General features: G+C 34.3%; 18 protein-coding genes. 5 read left to right on the top strand and 13 right to left on the bottom strand.

From position 1 onward, the window contains the following. Positions 1–8: 8 nt before the first annotated feature. The 11 genes from clpP to A9G36_RS03655 all read right to left on the bottom strand — a co-directional run bounded on the left by clpP (position 9) and on the right by A9G36_RS03655 (position 11,751). Positions 9–611, bottom strand: a complete 603-nt coding sequence (gene clpP / locus A9G36_RS03705; protein ID WP_034944420.1) for an ATP-dependent Clp endopeptidase proteolytic subunit ClpP — start codon at positions 609–611, stop codon at positions 9–11. A gap of 93 nt (positions 612–704) precedes the next feature. Continuing rightward, on the bottom strand, positions 705–2,006 hold the full coding sequence (gene tig / locus A9G36_RS03700; protein WP_065568565.1) for a trigger factor: 1,302 nt from the start codon (positions 2,004–2,006) through the stop codon (positions 705–707). A gap of 106 nt (positions 2,007–2,112) precedes the next feature. Then, positions 2,113–3,141, bottom strand: a complete 1,029-nt coding sequence (lpxD, locus tag A9G36_RS03695) for a UDP-3-O-(3-hydroxymyristoyl)glucosamine N-acyltransferase (RefSeq protein ID WP_034944425.1) — start codon at positions 3,139–3,141, stop codon at positions 2,113–2,115. Beyond that, positions 3,141–3,629, bottom strand: a complete 489-nt coding sequence (locus A9G36_RS03690; RefSeq protein WP_065585411.1) for an OmpH family outer membrane protein — start codon at positions 3,627–3,629, stop codon at positions 3,141–3,143. The genes lpxD and A9G36_RS03690 overlap by 1 nt, the downstream gene beginning before the upstream one ends. Before the next feature lie 41 nt (positions 3,630–3,670). After that, entirely contained in the window at positions 3,671–6,091 is a 2,421-nt protein-coding gene (gene bamA, locus A9G36_RS03685; protein WP_034944427.1) for an outer membrane protein assembly factor BamA, read from the bottom strand. A 25-nt stretch (positions 6,092–6,116) separates the two neighbouring features. Further along, positions 6,117–7,436: an RIP metalloprotease RseP gene (rseP, locus tag A9G36_RS03680; RefSeq protein WP_176701011.1), complete on the bottom strand. Its 1,320-nt coding sequence runs from the start codon at positions 7,434–7,436 to the stop codon at positions 6,117–6,119. Positions 7,437–7,450: 14 nt separating this feature from the next. Next, the gene (locus A9G36_RS03675; protein WP_065568562.1) at positions 7,451–8,293 is read right to left on the bottom strand and encodes a phosphatidate cytidylyltransferase; all 843 of its coding nucleotides are present in this window, start codon (positions 8,291–8,293) and stop codon (positions 7,451–7,453) included. Between the two features lie 5 nt (positions 8,294–8,298). After that, on the bottom strand, positions 8,299–9,021 hold the full coding sequence (locus tag A9G36_RS03670; RefSeq protein ID WP_034944441.1) for an isoprenyl transferase: 723 nt from the start codon (positions 9,019–9,021) through the stop codon (positions 8,299–8,301). Between the two features lie 55 nt (positions 9,022–9,076). After that, entirely contained in the window at positions 9,077–9,709 is a 633-nt protein-coding gene (crp, locus tag A9G36_RS03665) for a cAMP-activated global transcriptional regulator CRP (RefSeq protein ID WP_034944444.1), read from the bottom strand. Positions 9,710–10,024: 315 nt separating this feature from the next. Continuing rightward, positions 10,025–10,984, bottom strand: a complete 960-nt coding sequence (dusC, locus tag A9G36_RS03660; RefSeq protein ID WP_034944447.1) for a tRNA dihydrouridine(16) synthase DusC — start codon at positions 10,982–10,984, stop codon at positions 10,025–10,027. Then, complete coding sequence (locus tag A9G36_RS03655; RefSeq protein WP_034944449.1) at positions 10,984–11,751, bottom strand: molybdopterin-synthase adenylyltransferase MoeB; 768 nt, start codon at positions 11,749–11,751, stop codon at positions 10,984–10,986. Before A9G36_RS03655 ends, dusC begins: the two co-directional genes overlap by 1 nt. A 332-nt stretch (positions 11,752–12,083) precedes the next feature. On the opposite strand from A9G36_RS03655, the gene aspS reads away from it, so the two are divergent. The 5 genes from aspS to tmaR all read left to right on the top strand — a co-directional run bounded on the left by aspS (position 12,084) and on the right by tmaR (position 16,899). Beyond that, a complete protein-coding gene (gene aspS / locus A9G36_RS03650) occupies positions 12,084–13,841 on the top strand; it encodes an aspartate--tRNA ligase (protein WP_065585409.1) in 1,758 nt (585 codons plus the stop codon). A 10-nt stretch (positions 13,842–13,851) separates the two neighbouring features. Further along, positions 13,852–14,304, top strand: coding sequence for a dihydroneopterin triphosphate diphosphatase (gene nudB / locus A9G36_RS03645; RefSeq protein ID WP_034944454.1), 453 nt, complete (start codon positions 13,852–13,854; stop codon positions 14,302–14,304). A gap of 12 nt (positions 14,305–14,316) precedes the next feature. After that, on the top strand, positions 14,317–14,733 hold the full coding sequence (locus tag A9G36_RS03640; RefSeq protein ID WP_065568560.1) for a hypothetical protein: 417 nt from the start codon (positions 14,317–14,319) through the stop codon (positions 14,731–14,733). A 94-nt stretch (positions 14,734–14,827) separates the two neighbouring features. Beyond that, on the top strand, positions 14,828–16,291 hold the full coding sequence (gene ubiD / locus A9G36_RS03635) for a 4-hydroxy-3-polyprenylbenzoate decarboxylase (RefSeq protein WP_065568559.1): 1,464 nt from the start codon (positions 14,828–14,830) through the stop codon (positions 16,289–16,291). A gap of 287 nt (positions 16,292–16,578) precedes the next feature. After that, the gene (gene tmaR, locus A9G36_RS03630) at positions 16,579–16,899 is read left to right on the top strand and encodes a PTS system regulator TmaR (protein ID WP_034944469.1); all 321 of its coding nucleotides are present in this window, start codon (positions 16,579–16,581) and stop codon (positions 16,897–16,899) included. Positions 16,900–16,957: 58 nt separating this feature from the next. Here tmaR and yciH read toward each other — a convergent pair whose 3' ends face one another. Then, the gene (gene yciH, locus A9G36_RS03625) at positions 16,958–17,278 is read right to left on the bottom strand and encodes a stress response translation initiation inhibitor YciH (RefSeq protein WP_034944472.1); all 321 of its coding nucleotides are present in this window, start codon (positions 17,276–17,278) and stop codon (positions 16,958–16,960) included. Positions 17,279–17,284: 6 nt separating this feature from the next. Then, entirely contained in the window at positions 17,285–17,989 is a 705-nt protein-coding gene (pyrF, locus tag A9G36_RS03620) for an orotidine-5'-phosphate decarboxylase (protein WP_065568558.1), read from the bottom strand. Positions 17,990–18,016 lie beyond the last annotated feature (27 nt).

Genomic DNA, 18,016 nt, shown 5'->3' with positions numbered 1-18,016 from the left:
CTATATTTTTAAGATCGTTTGTTATATATGGCATCAACCAAGCCATATTCAACTGCTTTTTCAGCAGACATAAAATTATCACGATCAGTATCTTTTTCAATTACACTAATATCTTGTCCTGTATGTAACGATAAAATATTATTTAATCGACTTTTAACCTGTAAAATTTCTTGAGCATGAATTTGAATATCAGAAGCCTGTCCTTGAAAACCACCTAATGGTTGATGAATCATTACACGAGCATTAGGCAAACAATAACGCTTCCCTTTAGTTCCAGCAGTTAAAAGTAAGGAACCCATTGAACAAGCCTGACCAAGACAAATTGTACTTACATCTGGCTTAATAAATTGCATTGTGTCATAAATAGCCATACCTGCTGTCACTACACCACCAGGTGAGTTAATATATAAATAAATATCTTTTTCTGGATTTTCAGCTTCTAAAAATAGCATTTGAGCGATAACAAGGTTAGCCATATTATCTTCGACCTGACCAGTTAAGAAAATAATGCGCTCTTTTAATAACCTTGAATAAATATCATAAGCTCGCTCACCACGAGAACTCTGCTCAACAACCATTGGGATAACACTCATGTATGGTTCTAAAGACATTTTTATCTCCTATTTAAACAAAATAGCCCAAACAGATATTCCTTATTTGGGCTTTATAGTGATCTTATTTAGATTAAATTAAACAGCTAATAATTATGCTACTTGCTGATTCATTAATTCAGAAAAAGAATATTTTTTATCTGTTACTTTTGCACTGGTTAATAATAGATCAACAACTTGATCTTCTAAAGCTACAGAACGAATATTATCCATCGCTTTCTTATCGTTACGATAATATTCTATAACTTCTTTGGGATCTTCATAAGCTGTCGCAATTTCATCAATTAATGACTGAACTCGAGAATCATCCGCTTTAAGCTTATTTTTCTCTATAATTTCACTGAATAATAAACCAATACTAACACGTCTCTTCGCTTCAACTTCAAACAATTCTTTTGGTAATTCGACTGGTTGCTTCATGTTGCCACCAAAACGTGATAAAGCCTGCTTACGCAAGACATCAACTTCACGTTCAATTAATGCTGTTGGAACATCAATCTCATTATGTTTAACTAAACCATCAATAACTTGTGTTTTAATTTTATTACGAATTGTTGCATTAAGCTCACGAGTCATGTTCTTACGAACTTCTGCTCGTAAACTTTCAACAGTACCATCAGCAATACCAAAACGTTTGATAACCTCTTTGGTAAGTTCAGGAAGTTCAAGTTCTTCAATTTTCTTAAGTGTTGCAGCAAAAACGGCTGGTTTACCTTTCAAATTTTCTGAGTGGTAATCTTCAGGGAAAGTAACATTGATATCAAACTTATCACCAACTTTATGTCCAATAATTGCATCCTCAAAACCTGGAATCATTCGACCTTGGCCTAATACTAATACAAAATCATTAGCTTTACCGCCCTCAAATTCTTCACCATCAACTTTACCAACAAAATCTAAAGTAACACGGAATTGTTCTTTAGCATCTTGGTCAACTTCTTTCCAAGTTCCTTGTTGTTTACGTAGCGTTTCAATCATTGTTTCAATATCTGCATCAACTACTTCTGCAACTGGCTTTTCAATTTCAATTTTATCTAGATCTTTAACTTCAACTTCCGGATAAACTTCAAATTCAACAGTAAAAGTATAGTCTTCACCATTTTTATATTCGGTTGGAATATAAGTCGGCGCACCTGCAGGATTCAATTTTTCTTGGATAATTGCTTCAATAAAGTTTCGTTGCATTAAATCGCTTAATGCATCTTGCAAAATAGAAGCACCATAACGTTGTTCAACAATTTTCAAAGGTACTTTTCCTTTACGGAAACCGTCTATACGAACTTTCTTTGCAGTATTAATTAATTCTTTATCAATAGCTTTTTTAATCTCATCGGCCTTAATTGCAATTGACAAACGTCGACCTACACCTTGTGTTGTTTCTAACGAAACTTGCATCTTTATACCTCGGAATTTTTGAATATTCTGCTCTTAATTACATTAAAAGTGATAATTGAGCTAAAAAATTTATAAAATAGGCAGGCATTATACCGACCGAAACCGTTTACGTCGAGACATTTAATAGTTTCTTCTCAAGTGATTTCAAGCGTTTATTTATTTCATCAATATGTAAAACTAAAGAAGCAGTTTTTCTCCATACTTTATTTTCTTGTAAAGGAATACCTGATGAGTAAACGCCTGGTTTAGTTATTGGACGCATTACCATACCCATACCAGTTACAGTGACTTGATCGCAAATCTCCATATGACCATTAAGAACGCTTGCACCACCAATTAAACAATGGCGACCAATAGTTAAGCTTCCAGCCATAATCACGCCACCAGCAATAGCTGTATGATCACCTATTATATCATTATGTGCAATTTGACACTGATTATCGATAATAACTCCATTACCAATAACCGTATCATCAAGTGCACCGCGATCAATTGTTGTTGATGCTCCAATTTCAACATTATTGCCAATAACAACTCGACCAAGTTGAGGAATTTTTATCCATTTACCTTTATCATTTGCATAACCAAAACCATCAGCACCAATAACTGTTCCTGATTGTATTAAGCAATTTTCACCAATTATACAGTTATGATAAATAGAAACATTTGCCCATAATTTTGTACCTTTACCTATTATGGTATTTTTACCTATAAAACAACCAGCTCCGATGATACATTCATCACCTAATACCACACCGCTTTCAATAACAGCATTAGCTCCTACTGAGACATTTTTGCCCAATTGTGCCGTTGGATCAATTACTGATGAAGGAGCGATATCTTTAGCTGGATTTGGCGTAGTATCGAGAAATTGAGCTAATTTAGCGTAAGAGAGATAAGGATTTGTAACTATTAAAGCTGCACCATGCCAATGTCTAAGATTTTCTTCTGTTAAGACTACAGCAGAAGCTTTACAATCCAATAAATTATTCCGTAACTTTTTGTCGGACAAAAAAGTAATTTGCCCAGGTACTGCATTTTTCATTGACGCTATACCGGTGATAGTTAAATTACCATCACCATGTAATTTTGCATCAAGATGCTTAGCTAGTTGCTCTAAACGAAAAGCCAACATTAATTTTTGACCTTTTCCAACACTTTTTCTGTAATATCAACAGAATCTGAAGCAGATAAAGCGGCTTCTGCTTTTAAAATAAGATCATATTTTTCTGTTGCAACGATATCTTTAACTGCTTCTTGAATTTTAGCTAATAACTTTTCTGCCTCTTCAGATTCACGTTTACGATATTCATTTGAAAACGCTTTAGCTTTACTTTCAAAATCAGAAATTGTTTTATTTAATTTACTTTTTTCAGACGCAGATAACGTTTGACCTTCTTTTTTCAAGCGTGCACTTGCATTTTTAGCCTTAGATTCAACATCTTGTAATGATTTAATTTTTGCATCAAATTCTTTATCTAATGCTTTACCTACTGCTTCTCGTTGTGGCATGCGTTGTAATATAGACATTACATCTATAACGCCTATTTTTACTTCTGCATTTGCGATACCTGTAAAGAAGAACGTAGCACTAATACCAAGAATTGATATAATTTTTTTCACTTTTTTCACCTATTTGTATTTTTATTTATACAACGCGTATATTACCACGTTGAACCTATATTAAACTGAAATTGTTGAGCTGAATCACCATCAAATTTCTTAAGCGGTTGAGCATAAGAAAAGACCAATGGTCCTAATGGTGACATCCATTGAACAGCAATACCAGCTGATACACGAATATCAGAAGGAGAGCTATAATCTGGCATATTATTACCTTTTAGCTTCCATTCAGAATCCCAAACAGTACCTGCATCCACAAAGAACGATGTGCGAATACTATTAGCATATTTCTCACTCACAAATGGGGTTGGAACAATCAATTCTACACTTGTAAATGCTAATGCATTACCACCTACTGCATCCTTAGACTCTGTACATTTTAGCGTATTATTCAGTCCATCACAGCCTTCATTGTTAAAGTAAATGGCTTTAGGACCTACAGTATTGGATTTAAAGCCACGAAGAACTGTTGAGCCACCAGCATAAAAATTCTCATAAAATGGCAATTGTTTACCTCCAAACCCATTACCATATCCCAAGCGACCACGCGCTAGAAATACCCAGTTATGGTCTGAATCAATTGGATAATAATATGATGCATCAGTAACAATTTTATAGAATCGATTATCAAATAATGGGGCAGTTATTTTAGCATTTGCTGTTATTTTTAGACCTGATGTTGGGAAATAACCTCTATTAAGAGAATTATAAGTCCAATAAGCATTTAACAATAAATCATTCGCATTATAAGTCATTGAGCGTTTGTCTTGCATATTTTCGCCCATTGAATCAAAGTAGCGCCACATACCGTACTGAGCGCGCATATCAGATAATTTATGATTAGTAAATTCAGTACCAAATCGAATAAAGTTATTTTCACTAAGTGGGAAGCCTAAACTTGCTGAAACGCCCCATACTTTACTTGAATAAACAGATTCGTCATCGTCATCATCTGCTTTGTAAGTATTATAATATAAGCTTCCTCCTAAACTTACCCCATCAACGGTGAAATATGGGTTCAAAATTGATATTGAAGCTGTCTTATCAGTATTTGTCGTATTAACATCAAATGACACACTATTACCGGTTCCTAACCAGTTATCTTGTGATATCCCCGCATTAAAGCTTAATCCACTATCAGAACCAATCCCAATACCCAGTTTAATGCTACCAGTATTGCGTTCAACCACTTTATAAGTTACATCAACCTGATCTTCTACACCGGGAACACGTTCTGTACTTACCTCAACAGTATCAAAAAAACCTAATCGGCTTATACGTTCTTTCCCTAACTCAACTAATCCATTGCTTAACCAAGCGCCCTCCATTTGGCGAAGCTCCCGGCGCACAACACCTTCACTTGTCACGGTGTTTCCATCAATATTGATATTACGAACATAATAGCGTTTTCCTACATCAACCATTACGACTAATTTAACAGTATGTGCGGAATCATCCATTTCAGGTTGAACATTAATGCGTGGATAAGCATAACCATAATTTGCAAGTAGCTGTTTAACCTTATCTTCAATTTCAGTTATTTTTTGACCATTATAAAGTTCACCAATTGAAATACGTTCGTTAGCTATTTTGGCAATTGCTTCTTTATGCCCTGCAAAATTACCTCTAAAGTCTAAATTAGATAGCTTATATTGCTCTCCTTCATGAATATTTATAGTAACATATATACCTTTTTTATCAGGGGTTAAGCTAACTTGCGTTGATTCAATATTGAAACGAGCATAGCCGCGATTTAAATAAAAGCTTTGTAATTCATCTAAATCAGCTGCTAATTTTTGTTTTTGATACTTTCGATCACCAAACATATTCCACCACGGAACCTCATCTCGCAATGAAAAACGGGAAACAAGTTCTTCTGGAGAAAAAGCTTTAGCGCCAACTATATTAATCTGATCAATTAAAGCTGATTTCCCCTCAGCTACTACTATTTTTAAATCAACTCGGTTACGAGACAATGGTGTTATAACAGCCTTAACCTGAGCATTATATTTACCCACACTATAATAAAAATCTTCCAAGCCTTTTTCTATTACAGAAAGCATAGTGCGATCTAATGCATCACCTTCTCGAATACCTGAACTGTCTAAATTCTTTTTAAGCATGTCATCTTTAATTGCTTTATTGCCTGAAAAATTAATGCTAGCTATTGTTGGGCGTTCTTGAACATGAACGATTAAACGATCGCCATCTCTAGAAACAGTGATATTGTCAAAGTTTCCACTAGAATAAAGTGATTTGATGATGTGTCCCAGATCTGAATCGCTCACATAATCACCAACTTGAATTGGCATATCAAGTAAAGCAGCCCCTTCAGTAACTCGCTGCAAGCCATCAAATTGAATATCTCGCACAACAAATTCTTCAGCACAAAAGGCATTGGAACTATATACTGCTGTAGAACTGAACAGCAAAGATGCTATAAGTAATTTATTTATTTTCATTGTAAATGTTTATAACCCCATCCCATCACAATCGTAAAAAATCATTAAATAGTGCAATTCCCATTATTACCATTAATAAAACAAATCCAATACGAAAAAATTGCTCCTTTGCTTTATTGGATAGCGCTTTACCATTTATTTTTTCAAATAATAGAAAAATAAGGTGCCCGCCATCTAACATGGGTAATGGAACAAGATTGATAACACCTAAACTTATACTAATAAAAGCTAGAAAATATAAGTAAGGTGTAAAACCATAACTTGCTGTTTGCCCTGCGCTTTTTGCTATAGTTATTGGTCCTGATAATTGATTTAGACCAATAACACCTGTTACCAACTGATAAAGAGAACGTGCAGTTAACCGAATTGTCAACACTGCTTGTTCAATTCCTTTACTAAATCCGTCTAAAAAGCCATACTGCTTAAGTACAGCAGTTGAGGTTGGATATAGTCCCACTATACCTTCGCCATTTTTTTGAATTGCCGGTTTAAGATCAAAATCAAGGATCTCATTTTCTCGCTCAACTTTTAATCTTATTTGTTTACCCTTTTTTATTGTAGCTGCAAAATCATCCCAATTTTCATAGGGGCGACCATCATAGCTTATAATTTTGTCACCTATTTGCAATCCAGCCTTCTCAGCCACCGATCCTGATATAATTCTACTCACAATTGGATAAATTTCCAATGTTTTAGGTATAAATCCAAATGTTTTAATCGCAGATTCTTTTTCAACATCAAAATGCCAATGACTTATATCAACATTTTTTTTGATTTCTTTTCGGTTATTATTACCAACATCTTCTAAATATGAAAGAGAGATACTATCTTTCCCAAGAAGAGATATCAGTACTAAATTCACATCATTCCAACTTTCAATATCAATATTATTTATTTTTTTTAATTCTACACCAGCAGGAATATTAATCATTGCCGCAGGTGTATTCGGTATCGTACCTTCGATTTTGACAGGATAAGTTACTATGCCCATCAAAAAAATAATCCAATAAAGAATAAATGCTAATACAAAATTAGCTAAAGGACCAGCAAATATAATTGCAGCTCTTTGCCAGATTTTCTTTTCATCATAAGCAAATTTTTTATATTCTACCGATACTGCTTTTACATTTTTATCGAGCATTTTAACATAACCGCCTAGTGGAATCATAGCAATTACAAATTCTGTTCCACTTGAAAACTTATGTGACCACAACTTTTTACCAAAGCCTATAGAAAAACACTCAACACGTACACCACATAACCGTGCAATAAAAAAATGCCCAAATTCATGCACAGTAACTAATATACTGATTGTAATAAGAAATAACAACAGCGACCAAAGCAAAATTTATAACCTTTTTACAATAAATATAAAGAAAAAGTAGCAAAAATTGGAACTGCAGCAGTCAAGCTATCTATCCGATCTAAAATACCGCCATGACCTGGAATCAAGTTCCCACTATCTTTTATGCCGGCTTCTCGTTTAAACATACTTTCTGTTAAATCACCAAGGACCGAAGCAAAAATTGCAAACATAGAACTAATCAAAAAAATAACAAAATTGATCTTAAATATGCCTGAAAGATATGCAATAAAACTGATTACAATGGCAACACTAACTCCCCCTATAAAACCTTCAATAGTTTTACTTGGAGATACTTTAGCAGCTAATTTTCGTTTTCCAAAACTACGCCCAACAAAATATGCCCCCGTATCTGTTGCCCAAACCAAAGCAAAAACATAAAGAAGCCAAAATGCACCTGTATAAGAATTAATAGTGTAATCAATCGCTCTTAGCTCAATCATACCAATAAAGAAGGGAACTATTGTAAAAAAAGCAAATAATAACTTGGCAATTAAAGAGCTTCTCCAATATTTAGCAATACGAGGATAACTAGCCACCAAAGCTAGTGCAACTAACCACCAAACAATGGAGAGTAATAATAATACACTATATAATTTCAATTTTACTTCTGTAGATATCGGAGCCAAATAAAGTAAATTCAATAATAGAACGACAGCTAATGCGAAACATAATTTTGTTTGTTTATTAATAATACCAAAAAACTGTGCCCATTCCCAACCGGCTAATCCACATACAACAATCATTATAAAAACAAATATGGATAATGGAGCTAAAAAAAGCGCTAGAATCACTAAAGGTATAAGTACAATAGCTGCAAATATACGGTGAATTAACATAATTATTATTCCTCTACTAAAATACCACCAAAGCGTCGTTCTCTGGTATTAAATTCATTAATTGCTTCATCAAATAATACCTGATTGAAATCAGGCCACAAAACATCAGTAAAATAAAGTTCTGCATAAGCAATTTGCCATAATAAAAAATTACTAATACGATATTCACCACCCGTACGAATAACAAGATCTACCTCAGGCTGGTCACTCATACACATTTCCAAACCAAATCGATCTTCCGTAATTTCATCTACCATTAATTCACCTTGCATAACCTGCTTTGCAATATTTTTAGCAGAATGCAATATATCCCAGCGTCCGCCATAGTTTGCTGCAATATTCAATACAAGTCCCGAATTATTTTTAGTCAATGCTTCGGAATTAATAATCATCGTTTGAAGCTGATCATTAAAACGTGAAATATCACCTATAATATTTAAACGAATATTATTTTTATTTAACGTTTTCATTTCTCGATTTAACGCATAAATAAAAAGTGAAATCAGTGCTGAAACTTCGCTTGAAGAACGTTTCCAGTTTTCGCTACTAAATGCATATAAAGTCAATACTTTTACGCCTATACTTGCAGCATGCATAACAATTTTACGCACAGCTTTCAAGCCGGCGCGATGACCGACCACACGTAACTGATTTCGTTGCTTTGCCCAGCGACCATTTCCATCCATAATTATAGCCACATGACTAGGAATACATCTTTCTTGTGTCATGTTATATCTCATATCGTAACAATCATTTTATGACTAAGCTCTAGTAATCGTATAATTAACGTGTGCCGTAAACTACAATCGTTTTACCATGTGCAGAAATAAGATGTTGGTCTTCCAACATTTTTAAAATACGTCCAACGGTTTCGCGAGAACAACCAACAATTTGACCTATTTCTTGACGAGTAATTTTGATTTGCATGCCATCAGGGTGTGTCATGGCATCAGGTTGTTTGGCAAGATTTAATAAGGTTTGAGCAATACGTCCTGCCACGTCTAAAAACGCCAAATTACTTACTTTTTCAGATGTAACTTGTAATCTACTTGCCATTTGGCTAGCCAATCGCATTAAAATATCGGGATTAACTTGCACAAGTTGTTTAAATTTTTTGTAAGATATTTCAGCTACTTCACAACTTATTTTGGCTTTAACCCAAGCGCTTCGCTCGGTACCTTCTTCAAAAAGTCCGATTTCACCTAAAAATTGTCCTTGATTTAAATATGACAGGATCATTTCATTGCCTTCATCATCCTTGATTAAAACTGCAACTGAACCTTTAACAATATAATAGAGAGTCTCTGCTTTTTCGCCTTGATGAATAAGGGTGCTTTTTGCTGGATATTTATGAATATGGCAATGAGATAAAAACCATTCTAATGTTGTATCCGATTGTCGCTTACCAAGCATCATTCCTGCCTCTCTATTTTATAAAAAACTTACAACTTGTACACTATAACAAAGTTATGCAATAAATTATATACTCACTAACAAGATAGTCTGCTTTTAATTATGGATAACCCTTTGTTATATTATCTTTTATGCCTATTGAATAATAGCCAGCCTTATTGTCTTAATTATTGTCAATGATAAAATTTTTGAAAGAAAAAATCATAAACATAAAAAAGAGTGGACAATTAATTTTTTAAATTAACCCTTAATTTAATTGCATTAGGACAACTTTATACATCTCAATAATAAAATTTATTCTATTTTTTTAGATATCTTTTAATTCATATCATTATTACTGAAGGAAATTAAAAAATCAGAAACTTCTTTTTGTGTTTTAAAAATTCGAATACTTTGTAAAAGCGCCAAAGCTTGAGGATACTGCTGTCGAAGATAAGCAAGCCATTGCTTAATTCGTGCTGAGTGGTACAAAGGTTTGGCGTCATCAATAGGTGTTGTTGCATAACGAATTAGAATTTGCATAACCTGATTCCAAGGTAATGCTAACTGTCTGAAACGAATTACATTGGCTAAATTAGGAGTATTGAGTATTCCACGACCAAGCATAATATCAGTAGTTAAGCTCTGGGTTATGCAACTTTGAGCATTATCAATCGAAAAAATTTCACCATTAGCAATAACAGGAATATTCAGTTTTTTTTTAATTTTACCTATCGTTTGCCAATCAATTTTATCGGATCTGTAACCATCTATTTTAGTTCTACCATGAATAACAATTTCATTTGCGCCAGCTAGTTGAATAGCATTAGCTATTTCATAACAATACGATTTATCATCCCAACCTAACCGAATTTTCACAGATAATGTGTCAGTAGCTGCAATAGCTTGTCGAACTTGACTGACAATATTAAAAATTTGTTCAGGGTATTGCAATAAATACGCACCGCCTTGGCTTCCAACTACAGTTTTAGCAGGACAACCAAAATTGATATCAACACCGTAAGATCCCAACTCAATCGCTTTCGCTGCATTTTCTGCCATCCATTGCGGTGATTGCCCTAAAAGCTGAATACGAACTGGTGTACCTGATATAGTTTTGCCGCCATGATAAAGTTCAGGACAAAAACGATAAAAAGTTTGATTTGATAATTTATGATGGGTAACCCGAATAAATTCAGTAACACAATAATCAAATTCATTAATTTCAGTTAAAATTTGCCTAACATGATAATCAAGCACACCTTCCATAGGTGCTAAAATGATACGATTAATTTTCATTATTTTATCTGATTTATATTACTAGCACATACATAACAATTAGGTTGTTTTGGAAATGTAACTTGGTTAAATTGCATCGTCATTACATCAACAATAAGCAACCTTCTCACTAAAGGAACACCATAATGAGTTAATACCTTTATTGCTTCTAATGCTTGCATGGAACCAAACATACCAACTAGTGGCGCCAATACTCCAGCTTCAATACAAGTTAACTGATCATTACCGAACAAGCGACTTAAGCAGTAATAACATGGCTCGTCTTGTTGATAAGTAAAGACAGTCAATAACCCTTCCATCCGAATAGCCGACCCCGAAACCAATGGCGTTTTGGACTGAAAACAACAACGATTAATTTGCTCACGAGTGATTAAATTATCCGTACAATCAATCACAATATTATGCTGTTTTATAAGCGAAATAAGATCACTATCATCAAGTTGTTGATTAATGGATTCAATGACAATATCATTATTAATTTTACATAGCGCAAGTTTTGCTTCATCCACTTTATAATGATTAATTGACTTTTCAGTATATAAAACTTGCCTATTTAAGTTTGATTTTGACACAATATCAAAATCCAATAAAGTTAATTTTCCCACTCCTGAGGCAGCTAAATATAAGGACGCAGCACAACCAAGACCACCTAATCCAATAATTAATACTGAACTGCTTTTTAGTATCTGCTGTTTTTCAACATCAAAGCCATGTAGTGTAATTTGCCTATCATAACGTAGCAATTCTTTATCTGTAAGCTCTTGCATAAAGTATTATACTTGTTAAAAGATAAAGTGCATTATAGCAAAAACTTGACCTAATAATGTGCCAAGAAATTAAGATTATAAATCAAAGCTAGACAAAGCAATACATTACCCTTTCGCCATTATAAACTAATCACATCTCACAACCAATAAATTAACACGTTGATAATAAAAAATTAAATGTTATGTATATCAACTTTTTTCGTTTTTAATGAATTTTTTTGAACCACATTTTAATAATAAAGAATAAAACTCAACAAATGCCTTTATAAGGTCTTTATTTGTTTTATAATACTCACTAATTTTTATAGATTGATATTTAAACAGGATATTTTATGCGCTCGATTTATTGTGGTCAGTTAACAGCTTCTCATGTTAATCAAGAAGTAACATTATGTGGTTGGGTCAACAAGCGCCGAGACTTAGGTGGAATGATCTTTATTGATATGCGTGATCGTGAAGGTATTGTGCAAGTTTTTTTCGATCCAGATTATCAACAAGCATTCCAACTTGCAGGAGAACTTCGTAATGAATTTTGTATCCAAATTAAAGGTAAAGTAAGATCCCGTCCGGAGGGTCAAATCAATAAAGATATGGCAACCGGAGAGATTGAAATTTTGGCAACTGAATTGACAATATTTAACCGTAGCGATGTTTTGCCTCTTGATTTCAATCAAAACAACAGTGAAGAGCAACGTCTAAAATATCGTTATATTGACTTGCGTCGCCCTGAAATGGCAATGATCTTTAAAACGCGAGCTAAAATTACCACATTTGTTCGTTCGTTTATGAACGAACATGGTTTTTTAGATATCGAGACGCCTATGTTAACCAAAGCAACCCCTGAGGGCGCACGAGATTACTTGGTTCCAAGTCGAATTCATAAGGGTGAGTTCTATGCACTACCACAATCGCCACAATTATTTAAACAACTTTTAATGATGTCAGGATTTGACCGTTATTATCAAATTGTAAAATGTTTTCGCGATGAAGATTTACGAGCCGATCGTCAGCCTGAATTTACGCAAATCGATGTTGAAACTTCATTTATGACAGCAGAGCAAGTACGGGATGTTATGGAGAAAATGATTCGTGAGCTCTGGTTACATGTGAAAAATGTGGATTTAGGCAAATTTCCAGTTATGACTTTTACCGAAGCGATGCGTCGCTTTGGTAGCGATAAACCAGATTTACGTAATCCACTTGAAATTATTGATGTGGCTGATTTGGTTAAAGATGTCGATTTTAAAGTGTTTTCAACACCAGCCAATGATCCCAAAGGTCGTGTAGCTTTACTTTGTGTACCAAATGGTGCTCAATTAACGCGTAAACAGTTAGATGAATATACCCAGTTCATTTCTGTTTACGGTGCAAAAGGAATGGCTTGGCTCAAAGTCAATGAACGCAGTAAAGGTTTAGAAGGCATACAAAGTCCTATTGCTAAATTCTTTAATACATCACAAATGGAAGCATTACTTAACCGTGCCAATGCCAAAGATGGTGATATTTTACTGTTTGGAGCTGATAGTTATAAAGTCGTTAGCGATGCATTAGGTGCATTACGATTAAAAGTGGGTAAAGATTTAAGACTAACTGATGAAAATAAATGGGCGGTACTTTGGGTAATTGACTTCCCAATGTTTGAAGAAACAGATGAAGGCTTAAGTGCAATGCATCATCCATTTACATCACCCAAAGATTATACCCCTGAAGAATTGCTTAAAAACCCTGAAAATGCCGTCGCTAATGCTTATGACATGGTCATAAATGGTTATGAAGTGGGCGGTGGTTCTGTCCGTATTCACCGTAGTGAAATGCAACAAGCTGTATTCTCAATTTTAGGAATTAATGAGCACGATCAACGTGAAAAATTTGGCTTTTTACTTGATGCATTAAAATATGGTACACCACCGCATGCTGGCTTAGCTTTTGGATTAGATCGATTAAGTATGTTATTAACTGGAACGGATAACATCCGCGATGTGATAGCATTTCCTAAAACTACAGCAGCAACTTGTTTACTTACTGATGCACCAAGCCTTGCAAACCCAACTGCGTTGGTAGAGCTAGGGATAGAAGTAAGTAAAAAGTAACAAAATTTTGATGCAAAAATTCAAAAATCCTGAATCAGTGCTAGTGGTAATTTACTGCAAAACAACCAACCGCTGCCTAATGCTACAACGCCAAGATGATCCTAATTTTTGGCAATCAGTCACAGGCAGTATAGAAATTAACGAATTGCCATTCAATGCGGCAATTCGTGAAGTTTTAGAAGAAACAAATATTGACATTATCGGACAAAATCTTGAGTTAATTGACGCTAAACATACCATTGAGTTTGAGATTTTTCCACAATTTAGACATAAATATGCTCCGAAAGTTAAAATGAATACAGAACATTGGTTTTACTTACTGCTTTCACATGAGATAACACCAATACTAACTGAACATCTAGCTTATCAATGGCTAATAATTGATGATGCTGCCAATCTTACATTATCACCCAATAATCGTGATGCGATTAACCAAATAGCCAGTATGATTAAAATTAATTAAGGAACAAAAAAAATGAATTTAAAAAAAACTATTATTAACTTAATCGGTTTATTATTTTCTATAACAAGTAGCCATGCAGAGATAAGCATTAATAAATGTAAAACGAATGGAAGTGAGTACGTTATTTTTGATGAAAAAGACTCCCAAATTGCCGAAAATATAATTGAGTACCAATTACATAACCAACCTGATTTACGTGAAAATAGCATTATTAAAATCTTTGCTAATGAAAATAACAATGATAGAAATTATTGGATTGCATCTTTCGAGTTTGAAGATCAAGATAATAAATTCCTTTTTTATCAAGTTGATCAAAACAAATTTACTGAAATTGATCAGACACAATTTCAAATTTTACTACCAAAGATTGTTGAATGTAATAATAATAAATTAGTACCCATTTACAGTGAAAACGTTGATGCAGACTAGTCGACATCAATTAATACATTAATTTTATAAAAATTTAAAGTTATCTTTTTAGTTAAATAAAACAAGATAAGTTTTAAATAGAGAGTAACCGATAATGAACTTTTTAAACTTTCGTGATTTTTTAAATTATCTTGAACAGCAAGGTGAATTAAAAAGAATTACTTATCCTATTAATCCCTATCTTGAAATGACCGAAATAGCAGATCGAGTATTACGATCTGAAGGTCCCGCTTTATTATTTGAAAACCCTATTGGTTATAATATGCCGGTTTTATGCAATTTATTTGGTACGGCAAAACGTGTTGCAATGGCAATGGGGCGAGAAGATACCGCAGAATTACGGGAAATAGGCGAACTCTTAGCTTTCTTACGTGAGCCAGAACCACCAAAAGGTATACGGCAATTTTTTAATGTTTTACCCAAATATAAACAAGTATTGAATATGCCTGTTAAACACCGTTCATCAGCACCTTGCCAAGAAGTCATATTCAAAGGTGAGCAAGTTGATTTAACACAATTACCCATTATGCACTGTTGGCCTGAAGATGTGGCACCATTGCTATCTTGGGGGCTAACTATCACGAAAGGTCCATATAAAGATCGCCAAAATATAGGAATTTATCGCTTACAACTATTAGATAAAAATAAGCTAATCATGCGTTGGCTATCACATCGTGGAGGAGCTCTTGATTTCGCAGAGTGGCAACAAGCTCACCCTAATAAAAAATTCCCCGTTAGCGTAGCTATTGGTGCTGATCCTGCAACAATTTTAGCGGCTGTAACGCCTGTGCCAGATACACTACCGGAATATGCCTTTGCTGGATTATTACGAGGCAGTCGCACCGAGGTGGTTAAAGCATTATCAAATGATTTAGAAGTACCTGTAACTGCGGAAATAATTCTTGAAGGTTACATCGATCCAAGCGAGTTAGCACCAGAAGGGCCATACGGTGATCACACTGGTTATTACAATGAAATTGAACAATTTCCGGTCTTTACTGTCACACATCTAACTCATCGTAAAGATGCTATTTATCATTCAACTTACACTGGTAGACCACCAGATGAACCTGCGGTTATGGGGTTAGCATTAAATGAAGTTTTTATCCCTATACTTCAAAAACAGTTTCCAGAAATTGTTGATTTTTATTTACCACCGGAAGGATGTTCATACCGCATAGCGGTTGTCACAATTAAAAAGCAATACCCAGGTCATGCTAAAAGAGTCATGCTAGGTGTATGGTCTTACCTACGCCAATTTATGTATACAAAATTTGTGATTGTCTGTGATGATGATATTAATGCAAGGGATTGGAAAGATGTGATATGGGCTATATCAACACGTATGGATCCACATCGCGATACAACTTTTATCGACAATACACCGATCGACTATTTAGATTTTGCTTCTCCGGTTTCAGGATTGGGATCTAAAATGGGATTAGATGCTACGAATAAATGGCCTGGTGAAACAACTCGTGAATGGGGAAAAATCATCAAAAAAGATCCTAAAGTCATTGCTCATATCGACGAAATTTGGGAAAAACTAGGCTTATAGCCACACACATAAAACTATTAAAACAAGTAAAATTAAATTGTGCATTAATGGCTGATATGTAGGCAAGTAAAAATGAGGCATAACAGACTCTTTTCAATCGCAACAGATTTTGACTTAACATAATATTGAGCTTAATGGAAAGATTAAACATAATAACTATATAAAATAACATTTAATCTAGATGCTAAACAATGTAATATGAAGATATATTTAATATGATCTAAAAATTTATTGGTATATAATTAGTCACAGTTTATTTTTCCATTTTTAGACATAAGGGGTTATAGATGGACAAGGAAAAAGCAACCGCATCATCATTTCAAGATGTACTAGAGTACATTCGTTTATCTCGTCGTTTAAATAAATTAAAACGCGAAATATCAGACAACGAGAAAAAAATTCGAGATAACCAAAAACGCGTATTATTACTTGAAAATTTAAGTGATTATATTAAACCAGATATGACTTACGATGAACTTCAGGCGGTTATTGCAAATATGAAAAGTGATTATGATGATCGTGTTGATGATTACATTATAAAAAATGCAGAAATTTCTAAAGAGCGCCGAGAAATCAGTAAAAAAATGCGTACTTACAGATCAAACTAACTTTAGTTTAGCGATACGACCACTTCAACCATGGTCGCATCGCTTATCAGCAATAGGTTTATCCACCTACTAATTTAACTTTAAATCCTTTATCTTCAAGCAATGATTTTAATAAATCACGTTTATCGCCCTGAATTTCAATAACCCCTCCTTTTAAAGATCCTCCGCAACCACAACGCTTTTTTAATTCAGTCGCTAAATGTAATAATTGGGTATCATCAATATCAAATCCAGAAATAACACAAACTCCCTTTCCTTTACGACCCGACGTTTGTCGTTGAATTCGAATAATACCATCACCTTTTGGACGTACAATAGTTTGCTCTGTTGGTTTAATCCGACCAAGATCGGTCGAATAAACAAGCGGATTATTAGACATATTTAATTAACCTTTGGTTACATCAAGTGTGGATAAAATAGCTTGTAAAGCTGCTTTTGGATCTTCTGCTTGCGTAATCGGTCTCCCAATTACTAAATAATCAGAACCGGCAGCTTGTGCACGTTGTGGCGTCATAATTCGACGCTGATCATCAGGGTGCGAACCTGCAGGCCTAATGCCTGGCGTAACTAATTTAAAATCACCACCTAAACGAGTTCGAAAACTTTGTACTTCTTTCGCGGAACACACAACACCATCAAGTCCGCAATTTTTAGCAAGCAAGGCTAATCTTGTTGCTTGCTCTAACGGAGAAATATTAATACCGATTTCTTGAAGATCGGAAGACTCCATACTAGTTAATACTGTTACCGCTATTAAAATCGGAGCCTCTTTGCCATAAGGGTAAAGTGCATCTTTTGCGGCTTCCATCATTCGAGAACCACCACTTGCATGAATATTTGTCATCCACACACCTAAATCAGCCGCTGAAGCTACAGCTTTGGCAACGGTATTTGGAATATCATGAAATTTAAGATCTAAAAAAATGTCAAAGCCTTTATTCATGACCTGCTTGATAAAATCAGGACCGGCATGAGTAAATAACTCTTTACCTATTTTCAAACGACAATCTTTCGGTTCAACCCGATCAATAAAATTCCATGCTGATTTAACATTAGCAAAATCAACAGCAACGATAATTGGTGATGACATAACAAATTTATTCCTTTTATAAAAATT

It is taken from the genome of Gilliamella sp. Choc6-1 (assembly GCF_001690385.1).
In the GTDB taxonomy this organism is placed as follows: Bacteria; Pseudomonadota; Gammaproteobacteria; order Enterobacterales; family Orbaceae; genus Gilliamella; species Gilliamella apicola_A.
This window is presented reverse-complemented; position numbering and strand designations above follow the sequence as displayed.